Below are 11,774 nucleotides of genomic sequence, written 5' to 3'. Positions count from 1 at the left end.
TATAGGTGATGTTTGTGATAACTGTCCAGACAAAGCGAACAAAGACCAAACAGATACAGATAATGATGGTATAGGCGATGTTTGTGATTTGAATGTCCCAGCATGTATAGAAAACCCTAAGAATCTTACATTCTTTAATAATCGTATAAAAGATATTTTAAGAGAGGTTTGTACTGTGAATCCAATTGAAGCTACAACCTATACTTCTAGTACTATAGATAATTTTACATCTTTTTTTAATTTAGACTGGGCACATAATTCACAGGTAGTAGCACATACCTATAATGGTACAGCTGGATCAAAAAGATTTATAAAATATTCGCCTCAACCTCTTCCGGTAAGTGAAGTCGTATCAGGTAAGTATTATACGTTTATGTTTGAGCAGAATAGGTACCAAGGTAATGTTATTGACGAAACATTTAATTGGGCTGATGTTTCAGTAGTGAATAGTATCCGTCCAGAAGATGTTACTAGACCTTTAGGTTATCTTTTTAGTTTAAATTATACAGATACAAGTGGTCAGGTAAAAGATGTTAAAATGAGACTAGTTATTTTTATTGGTCCTTATACAGGTCTTAACCTATGCGAGGTGATCAATAGAACATGGGTTGACCCTAATCCATATGAAGGAGTAAAACCACAAGGAGCAAAAGCATCGGCTATTCCAGATCCTGTTACACCGAGTGATTCAGAGGATGATATTGTTTTAAGAGAGTGTGATTGTATTCCACAGCCCTTAGAGCCTGTTAGTTGTGACACGGAGTATGATTATTTTGTATCTCAATTAGGAGTCATAGAAGATGAGAGAACAGATGGATATGACCCTAGTAATATATTTATAGAGGTAGTTACCAATATTGATGGATATACGTTAAGTAGTGATTTTATAGATCCAGATAAGTTTGACAATATAGATGAGCCAAGGAATCATTTCTGTTCGATGAACTATGGATATATCATAAGAGATTATGTAGAGTATTTAAATTTGATTTTACCATTAGATACTAGATTTTCATCAGGCTCAGAACGAACAATAGAGAATAAGTATTTTGTATCGTTAAATGATTTTGGGAATACTTACTTAAACTATGGTTATGTAAGAATGTCTAGTGTTATAGAGTCTTATAAAGCTTATATAGAAGATGTATCAATTACAGAGAAGGAAGGTTGGGTAAATTATGTAAATATAGTTTACCGAAGAGGTAATCCAGATATTTGTCCTCCAAGACCTTTGATACCTACTGATATTAAGCCAAGCGAGCCAAGACCAATTTGTACAGACTTAGCGGAGAATTTAGTAGGGGCTTATACAAGTGAGAATTACTTAAACTTTTTAGCAGAGGCCAGAGCTCGTTTTATACGAGAGTATACTATTGAGGGAATGTCAGCAGCGAAAGAGAAGTTGGATATGACTTATGCTGATAAGGAGTATCAATACACATTGTATTATTATGATCAAGCGGGTAATTTAGTACAAACAGTTCCACCGGAGGGAGTTGATAGAGTTACTCAGCAACATACTTATAAAACTCAGTATCGATACAATTCATTAAATCAATTGGTATGGCAAATGACTCCAGATGGAGGTCAGACAAGATTTGCGTATGATAATTTAGGGCGTATTATTGCTTCTCAGAATGAAAAGCAAGCAAGTGCAGCTTCAGCAGGAGGTACTTTTAGTTATACAAAGTATGACGCTTTAGGACGTATAGTAGAAGCGGGAGAATTAACTCCAGCGGATTTAGGACAAGGTTTTTCATATAGTATTATAAATGGAAGATTACGTCAATCGTTAAGAGGAAGCACCACTTTTGTACAAGACTTTGAGCATATTGCAGCTAAGAAAGAAGTAACTAGAACAATTTACGATTTCTTACCAGAGGGAGCAGAAGCACCAATTACACAAAATAATTTACGTAATAGAGTAGCAGCGGTATTGTATTATGAGATTGATCAAGAAGATCGTACCCTTACCAAATATGACAATGCGATATACTACAGTTATGATGTTCATGGAAATGTAGAAAAAATAGCGACAAAGATTAATGATGATATCCTTGTTAGTTTAGGACAAAGTACTAAGATTGTTATCTATGATTACGATTTAATCAGTGGAAATGTGAATCAGGTAGTATACCAACCAGAACAGAAAGATCAGTTTATACATAAATATGAATACGATGCTGATAATAGAATCGTCAATGTAGAAACTTCACGAGATGGTATACTTTGGGATAAAGATGCAGATTATAAGTATTACGAGCATGGACCATTAGCCAGAACAGTACTAGGAGACAAACAAGTACAAGGGCTAGATTATGTATATACCTTGCAAGGATGGTTAAAGTCTGTCAATGGAGAAGCGTTAACACCGGAGTCTGATTTTGGAAAAGATGGATTGGCAAACAAAGTAGGAAAGGATGTTTACGGATATTCACTAGCATACTTTAATCAGGACTATCAGGCGAGAAAGGCTAATACGACAGATTATTTAAAGGTAACTAGTAGTACCACTTTGCCTCATAGCACCAGAGATTTATACAATGGTAATATCAAGGCCATGGTTACCAATATGCGAGATTTAGATAACAAAGCATTACCAACGGCATATAACCATTACCAATACGATCAGTTGAACCGTATTAAAAACATGAAGTCTCATTTAATAGGAGCTTCAGGAACCACCAATATTGAGAGTTCTTATGGATACGATCGTAATGGAAACTTAAAAACGTTAACTAGAACAGCGTTAAAGTCAGATGGAACTACTGAGTTAATGGATAACTTGAGTTATGAGTATGATAATATATCAAGGACAGGAGATAAAAACAATCAGTTAACCTTGGTAAACGATGCAGCCAATGCAACTATTTTTAGTTCAGATATTGATGATCAGGTGCAAGGTTTAGCAGAGTTAGGAATAACCTATACGCCTACCAATACGAACACTCATAACTATAAGTACGATGCCATAGGGCAGTTAGTAGAGGATGAAACCCAAGGCATTGAAAAGATAGAATGGAGTGTAAGTGGTAAAGTAAAATCGATTCAGAAGAAAGTAGGTGTTTACACGCAAACCATTAGTTTTAAGTATGATGGATTAGGAAACCGTATTTCAAAGACCGATAGTGGTATTGGACGTAGTGCTTCCCCAGTGACAACCTATTATGTACGAGATGCTCAAGGGAATGTCATGGCAGTTTACAAGAAGTCATTCCAAAATGATCAAAACAAGTTACATTTAGAAGAGCACCATTTATATGGAAGTTCACGTTTAGGAATCCTTACGGATGCTTTAGAGTTAGATAATACGAAGAAGAACACTGTAGCAGAAAACCTATACTTAAATGGAGAAGAAGTAACAGGAGGCGTAACCAAAGAGGCTATTAATGCTATTGTGGTATCTAACCAGAGTCCATATACAGTACAAGCAACGGCAACGGGAAGTTATACAGCTGGAAATATGATTCAATTATTACCAGGATCAAGTATAACTCAAGGAGCTAATGTAAGTCTAAGAACAAGTACAGAACTGGCAAGTATTATACCAGACAATCAATATGTACGAGAGGTCGGGAACAAGCGTTATGAGTTAAGCAATCACTTAGGAAATGTAATTAATGTAATTACAGATCGTAAGTTGGTAGCAGAGCCAGAGGCTACGATTAGTTATCAAGCACATGCAACGATCACAGATATCAATTGGCAAGGAGCAGAGCCAGAAGGAGCAATGCTCATGTTAATGCCAGAAGGAGGGCTACCTACTATTGGATCTTATGACCATGCGCCAGGTAATTATCGAATGCGCTTTGATGTGACAGATTTGTTAAAGATTAGTGATATTACCATTGCAATGTCTACAGATACCAATCCAAGTAATACGGCTGCATTTGTATATCAAGGAAACTTAAACATAGGAAATCAAACCTTTGAGTATTCGGTGAATGATTATCAGGTATTACACTTGTTGTTATTCTCATCAGACAATGGTTTTACAGGAACAATTGAGAACTTCTTACTAGAAAAAGGAAGTGCAGATACCACCACAGGAGGAAATACCAATGGAGTTATCGCAGAAAATACTATATTTACACCAGAGGTAGTTGCGTATAACGATTACTATCCTTTTGGGATGTTAGTACCTAACAGGCATGGGCAGGCAGATTCTTATAGATATGGTTTCCAAGGTCAAGAGAAAGACGATGAAGTTAAAGGGGAAGGGAACAGCATTAATTACAAATATAGAATGCATGATTCTAGAGTGGGTAGGTTTTTCTCATCTGATCCACTTGAAAAAAAGTATCCTCATAATTCAGCGTATGCATTTAGTGAAAATAGGGTAATAGATGGCAGGGAATTAGAGGGCCTTGAATACCGTCATTTTCAAGTGTATGGAACAGGCTCCGATGGGTCAGTACATTTTCAGATGGTTCTAGATGGTGATGTTCAAAAGAAGACATATGCTAATACCATATTAAACTGGACTGGCGGTTTTGGCGGTTTAGTTGATAGTGCTATGCCTGATGTAGCAGTTTTATATTATGAAGGGATAGGGTACTTTATGTCAATGGATGAATTACATTCTGGAGATGTAAATATTGCAGATTTAAACCTAAAATCAAAAAAGTATCTATCTACATTTACACTTGAGTTTATAGAAGATGTTAGTTCGGCTACAGGAATAATTAAGGCTAAATTATTAGGATTAGCTCCTAAATTAGGTAAACAATCTTCTGCCGCTAAAAGAACTTCTTCCGAATTTGATGATTTCGTATCTAAGAATAATAAGAACGTAATACCTAGACAAGAAGCTGTTAATATTAGAGGCTCAGGTTCTACTGAAGATAAAGGCTTTCGTTTTAGTAATCCACAGACAGCAAAAAATGCTGCGGATTTAGGGATTAAAGAATCAAATATTTCTGTGGTCGGAGATGAACTACATATTAAAATAGGTTTTGCAGAAGAAACTGATTTAGGTAAGTTTAAAGATGTCTATAAAGAACTTTCATCTATACCAGGGATTAAATCCATAAAGATAAAAACGGGTATAATAGCTAACCCTAAAGTATTAAAAAGAGTTTCTAGAAGAGCGGATCTTGGTAAGAAATATCATGGGTTTAATGTTGAAAAATCAGGTTTTTTTCAGTACGAATTAAAAATAGACTTAGAATAATGTTAAATAATCAAATAATAAGAAAAAGAGCGGAGAGCCTTTCTTTTTCGCAAATAGCGGGAGAATTTTATATAAATGAAAATTCGAGTACTATTAAAAGCTTAAAAAAAACAGGAGGAGAAGCGTTTTTAGGTATTAGAAATAAGGAAGGACTTTATACAGTAATAGGAAAAGACTATTTATTTTTCTGCGATAGATCAGGCTTTGAAAAAAGAGTTTTAAATAAAGATTTATGGGGGATCATAAAGAGAAAATTAAGAACAATGTCAAAGAATGATCATATAGAATTTATCCAAATTAGTGATAATGATTCTATTTGGGTTCTTAATACAAGTATGTTTTCTATAATATCAAGTTTAATTTTGTTTTTAACAAGAAAAGATGGTCTCGGAATAGCTTATCCATCATCCGATAGCTCAGATATGTAGTCCATCTGATGGTTCTAGTATATCAAAGTAATGGCTCCTGCTAGTTTGTAACTAGTGGCGTTTAAGAGTAAGCAAAAAAACAATAAATATAAAAACTACCTCAATTTTAGTTAATTGAGGTAGTTCTTTGTATTTCAAGGCTAAGCTAATTTAGTCTCTTTAACCATGGTCCCACTTCCATGAGAATCTTTCTCGTAGTTGCAAAGAGTAAGTAATTAACGTATGTTAGGAGATAATAAATAGTTTCTGCAAAATTTGTGTTACGCAAAGTAAAAAGATAATCTTTAAAGGAAAAGGAAAGCCTAGTTTTACTATACTTAGACCTGAGAGTTTAAATAAATGGGCTAAAAGTCAGCAAGGATAAGGTTATTCAGTAAAGTACTACAAAAGTTAAAAAGTAATTAGTCATTTATTATGAGACAAAGCAAAATTATTAGTTTTTCAAATCATATTCCAAGTATTGAGATTATAGCTGAAAAGATAAGAGAAAAAAATTCAATGTAGGAGTTGAAAATGATACGAATTATATTTTGAACTCAAAAGATGATTTGTCTGAGGTTGAATTATCATTTAAATATAAGAGTAGTTTTATTAGGGTGATAGCTTATGAGGTAAATTCACCTTTATTTTTAGCAGTAATCGAAGTTCTTTTGGATTTAGGTGGTAAACTAAGGTCCCGCTCCCGCTAGTTTGTAACTAGTAGCGGTTAAGAGTAAGCAATAAGAATAAATATAAAAGCAACCTTAATTTTAGTTAATTGAGGTTGTTTTTAGCTTTAAGAATATGTCTTTTAAATGTTTATAAGTTTTAAAGATGAAATATATTTTTTAATATTTGTTACCTGTGTTTTTGTTTTAGGTTGCACAGATATCTCAGGTTTCTAACGTGTAGAAAAAATAATTTAATATGAGATTAAGTAAGAGCATTTTGTTTGTCCCGTTTTTGGAGACTTATAAAGTTATTTCTGAGAGAGAAGAAGGGATTTGGGAGTCTGTTTATGTATTTAAGAATTTTTATTTAATCATATTATTTTCTCCGCACCTTGACATTTAGCGATAGCGTAATGGCAAGTTTTAAATAGAAAGTTTAAAAGAAACGAGCATATTATTAGCCATTTGCAATGGCAAAACGATAAGTTTAAAAAGAAGCCCCTGCTGGCGCTAGTATGTCAAAGTAACGGCTCCCGCTAGTTTGTAACTAGTGGCGGTTAAGAGTAAGCAAAACAATAATAAACATAAAAGCTACCTTAATTTTAGTTAATTGAGGTTGTTCTTTATATTTCAAGCGTAAGCTAATTTAGTTTCTATAATCATAGCCCGGCTTCCATTAGAATTTTTCTCGTGCTAGCAATGAGTAAGTAAATAATCCAACATGGTACTAGTCTGTAACTAGTATCGAGCAAGACTAATAAAATATAGAAATTAATTTTAAAAGGAATAAAAATGAAACCATAGATCTCTCTATGGTTTTGTTGTTTTTTAAGAATATATTTTTTGTTTAGAGAAATAGATAAATAATAATAGTTATTAAGGGAGGTTTAAAATATTGTTATCTAGTATTTTAAATTCAATGTTTTTTTGTCTGGTTGTTTTTTTAATGTACATTTGTCTCGACTTTATTAGGTATTGCCCCCCAAGAGGTTGAAATGACTAAAATTTGTTTTTAACCTTTAGGTAAGTTGATTTTGAAAGGAAATCAACCTAAGCTTTAGTTTATTGTTAATGATAATAACTATGATAAAAAATGGGGGAGGATTTTTTATACCGGATTAGTCATGTTCTTAAGAAACAAATAGGACATGGCATTTTTAATAAGGAAACTCAAAATTGTTTAAATCTACAAAATTTAAAACTACTTAAGTTTTTGTTAATTAGAGTTCCGAGCAATTCAATTAGAAATTATAAAAAAGGGATGAAAAAGTTTGTAAACTTTTTTATTACCATCTTGTTGATAACGGTTTCACTTCAAGAAGCTAGCGCTAATAGAAAAAGCAATAACTTTTACTTCGATAAGGATATAAAACAACCTGAACTAATTAGAAATGTAATTACGAGGGGTAATAATGTTTTTCATTTGTTTTCCCATGGAAAATCAGGGCAGTTATATATTCAAAACTCTTGGATGAATGCGAATGAAATTGCAAAATGGGCTCGAGGAAACTTAGATCTTAATTCTATTGAGCAGCTTAATATTTACGGCTGTGAGTTTGCTAAAGGAAAAAAAGGCGAGCAGGCAGTAGCTACTTTGATTAAAGAGTTAGGGATTAATATTGCCGCTTCTAATAATATAACTGGTAAAGATGGTGACTGGATTTTGGAGGCAGGAAATATTGTTGATCGTATCAACGTGTCATCCTACAATTATAATCTTCAGAATTTGTTAAATTCAAATGGATGGAGTTATCACAATGGAGCACAATATGTAAATTGGTCAGATCATTCAGCAATCAATTTAAATAACGGATATGTTAATAACGGATACGTAGAGCAAAGAATTACTACGATTGCTGGGAATCGTTACACAATTAGCTTCAGGGCACATAATCACATGACCAATGGTTATCAATCACCACATTCTTTAACGTTGAATTTAAGTATTGGGAATGTTCATAATGAAAATATAGTGCTTCCTTCTACACCTTGGGATCATTCTTTTAGAACATATACCAGATCTTTTACGGCTAACAGTACATCAACACTCGTTCGTTTGAGACATCAATCAGGAGGAACATATGAACATGATATACTAATCGATAGAAATAGTATGAGTATTCCTTACACTAGACCGTTGAATTGTGATCCTGTTAGCGCTTGCAATGTCTCTGGATCTTCAAAGGTAGATCCTTGGCAAACTACACAGTATTCGGTTAGTGGAGGAACACCTGCAAATAACACTACATGGAGTATCTCTCCTAGTTCGGGGGTTAGTATAGCCAATGGAACAGGAACAAGCACTGGAGATATTCATTTTAAAAAAGCGGGTAATTATACAGTTTCGTTTACTAGAACCAATACAAGTTCACCTTCTGGATGTATCAATAGTAGTTCGAGTACTTGTACAAGAATCGTAACTGTTTCGGATCCATGTTCTATAGGTACAGATTCTGACGGTGATGGCATTGCCGATGATTGTGATTTGGATGATGATAATGATGGAATTTTAGATCTTGACGAGTTATGTCCTGTTATTCCTGGAGCGACTGCACCAAGTGCAGGGAATGTAACCTGGAGTTTACGAGGTTTTGATGTATATTCTAGTGGAGGTAATACTGACGGATTAGGGTATAAAAAATCTGGTTTTGAACAAGGAGCGTATAACCAAGGAAAAAATTTAACTGTGCTTAATGGAAATGATGATTTTTCCGCAAGTCATTCTGGTGATGGAACAGCTATTTTGAGTACGGTAACTTTTGCTAACGGTACGATGAAATATACATCCAATCATCCAGTAAATGGAAGGGCAGAATTTCGAGATACGACTGCAGATAATTTTATTTCAGGAAGTTCGGGGGATGGAGCCTATGTTGAGCCTGAAATGGGCCCAGGAGTCGGCGACTATTACAGCATCGAAATAGATTTCACAACACCAGTTACGGCGTTCAGCCTAGATATCATTGATGCTTTTGATACATTTACTGATAACAACCCTGTTTTAAAATACCAAGTATATGCAGATGGTAAATTAGTGGCTTACTTAGAAGGAGGTGTTGTTGGAGATGATTTAACAGGAATGATTAACATTTACGATGCTGATGGTAGCTCGAAAGGATCGGTTATGGTTGGTCAAAATATAGAAACAGCCATAGGCTTTGTTACTCTAAATAAAGTAAGTCAAGTAGTTATTCGACATGATGTTACCAGTGGTTCTATTCGGTCAATATCTTTTGACCCTCATGGGTTAGATGGATTTGCTTACAGTACTGATTTTTGCGATACTGACAACGATGGAATTGCGAATCATTTAGACTTGGATAGCGACGCTGATGGGTGTCCTGACGCTTTAGAAAGTAATGGGAACTCATATGATTATAACGATTTAAATGGTGATGGTAGTTTATCTGGGAATGTAGACACCAATGGCTCAAGTACTACATATGGTGTTCCCAATAGTACTAATTTCACAGGAGGGACTTCTTATGATAGCGGGCAGGTTTCTGTTATTTGTGATTCTTGTGCTCCTGGAAACTCTGCATTCGTTGATTCCGATGGAGATGGAATTGGTAATTTATGTGATTTAGATGATGACAATGACGGAATTACAGATATAACGGAATGTTCAACACTTCCTACACGAGTAACTTCAGAAACACTAGTAGTCGAAACTGGAAATCCTTCAGATTTACATACTGGAGATGTTTTAAGAAAGGTAAATGCACTTTCAAGTAATGGTGTAAATTATGATGTTTTAGTTGAAATAGTGAATGAAAATGTTCCGACAGGTCGACTAGAAAGAACAGCAGTGGGAGGCTTGAGAATAGCTGAGGCAGACTACAAGGAACACCCATTTGTTGAATATAAGTTAACTGTTGTTGAAACAGGAACAACAACTCCAGCAACTTTGACGAATGTAGTTTCAATTTTAAGAGATATTGATGGTTCCACCAATGGAGGTTTTGTAGATGTTCATGGTTATGAATCTTCTCAATCTGTTCAAGTAGGGGCAGGAGCTCAGTTGAAACCGACTTCACAGGATTTTACGCCAAGCTTGAATTATACAACCTATCGAACGGTAACTCCCAACAATATGGTTTCTTCAACGGATCCTGATTATTGGGTTGGTTTATATCACTCAACCTTTAGTACGGGTAATTTTGTTTTCGGTGTAAATGAAACTGCAGATACATCTACAAGTACAAATAGAACTATTTTCCATGATCTACTAGTAGAATGTGATTTTGATAATGATGGAATTCCGAATAGAATCGACTTAGATAGTGATGCAGATGGCTGTCCAGATGCCTTGGAAAGTGATGGAAATTCATATAGCTACGATAGTTTAAATAATGAAGGAAGTCTTTCAGGACCTGTTGATATGGATAGCTCAAGTTTAACCTATGGGGTTCCAAATAGCAATAGTTTTGATGGAGGAACTACTTATGATAATACGGAAGTTTCAGCGATTTGTGATTCTTGTGCTCCTGGAAACCCTGCATTCGTTGATTCCGATGGCGATGGAATTGGTAATTTATGTGATTTAGACGATGACAATGACGGAATTACGGATATAACGGAATGTTCAACGCTTCCAACAAGAGTTATTTCTGAAACCTTAGTTGTGGTTTCAGGAAATGCTTCTGACCTTCATACTGGAGATGTTTTAAGAAAGGTAAATGCACTTTCAAGTAATGGTGTAAATTATGATGTTTTAGTTGAAATAGTGAATGAAAATGTTCCGACAGGTCGACTAGAAAGAACAACAGTGGGAGGCTTGAGAATAGTTGAGGCGGACTACAAGGAACACCCATTTGTTGAATACAAGTTAACTGTTGTTGAAACAGGAACAACAACTCCAGCAACTTTGACGAATGTAGTTTCAATTTTAAGAGATATTGATGGTTCTACCAATGGAGGTTTTGTAGATGTTCATGGGTATGAATCTTCTCAATCTGTTCAAGTAGGGGCAGGAGCTCAGTTGAAACCGACTTCACAGGATTTTACGCCAAGCTTGAATTATACAACCTATCGAACGGTAACTCCCAACAATATGGTTTCTTCAACGGATCCTGATTATTGGGTTGGTTTATATCACTCAACTTTTAGTTCAGGTAACTTTGTATTTGGTGTAAACGAAACCGCTGATACATCAACTAGTACGAACAGAACAATTTTCCATGATCTACTAATAGAATGTGATTTTGATAATGATGGTATTCCGAATAGATTAGATGTCGATAGTGATAATGATGGGATTTATGATATTACTGAAGCAGGCACGAATGATTTAGATGCTAACAATGACGGAAGAGTAGATAATATGGACACACCGAGTTCAGGAAGCGATGTCGATGGAGATGGTTTAGCAGATTCCATTGAAACAGCAAATGGAGATAACAATGGAACAACCCCAAGAGAAACAACTTCAGGAACTCCTGATTATTTAAATGCTGATAGTGATGCAGATGGTTGTAGCGATGCCAATGAGGCTTACGATGACCCTCTTGCAGATGGAAATGG

4 protein-coding genes (2 of these 4 running past the window's edge) are annotated in these 11,774 nt (G+C 34.9%); all 4 read left to right on the top strand.

What is annotated here, in order from left to right; all coding sequences use genetic code 11:
- On the top strand, positions 1-5,173 hold a 5,173-nt coding region (locus ACKTTV_RS11150; protein WP_408030912.1), incomplete at its 5' end, for an RHS repeat protein.
- The gene (locus ACKTTV_RS11145; RefSeq protein ID WP_408030911.1) at positions 5,173-5,601 is read left to right on the top strand and encodes a hypothetical protein; all 429 of its coding nucleotides are present in this window, start codon (positions 5,173-5,175) and stop codon (positions 5,599-5,601) included. The genes ACKTTV_RS11150 and ACKTTV_RS11145, both read left to right, overlap by 1 nt.
- A 1,743-nt stretch (positions 5,602-7,344) precedes the next feature.
- Positions 7,345-11,774: the 5' portion of a DUF4347 domain-containing protein gene (locus tag ACKTTV_RS11140; protein WP_456243525.1), read on the top strand. The gene runs 46 nt beyond the window's last position; only the first 4,430 of its 4,476 coding nucleotides appear in the window; it begins with the start codon at positions 7,345-7,347; its stop codon lies off the right edge, out of view.
- Positions 11,702-11,774, top strand: the 5' portion of a protein-coding gene (locus tag ACKTTV_RS11135; RefSeq protein ID WP_456243524.1) for an Ig-like domain-containing protein. It continues 1,481 nt past the right edge of the window; only the first 73 of its 1,554 coding nucleotides appear in the window; it begins with the start codon at positions 11,702-11,704; its stop codon lies off the right edge, out of view. The genes ACKTTV_RS11140 and ACKTTV_RS11135 overlap by 119 nt, the downstream gene beginning before the upstream one ends.

Source organism: Tenacibaculum xiamenense, from assembly GCF_964513065.1.
Taxonomy (GTDB): Bacteria; Bacteroidota; Bacteroidia; order Flavobacteriales; family Flavobacteriaceae; genus Polaribacter; species Polaribacter xiamenense.
The sequence above is the reverse complement of the archived record's forward strand: the minus strand, read 5'-3'. Positions and strand labels throughout refer to the sequence as shown.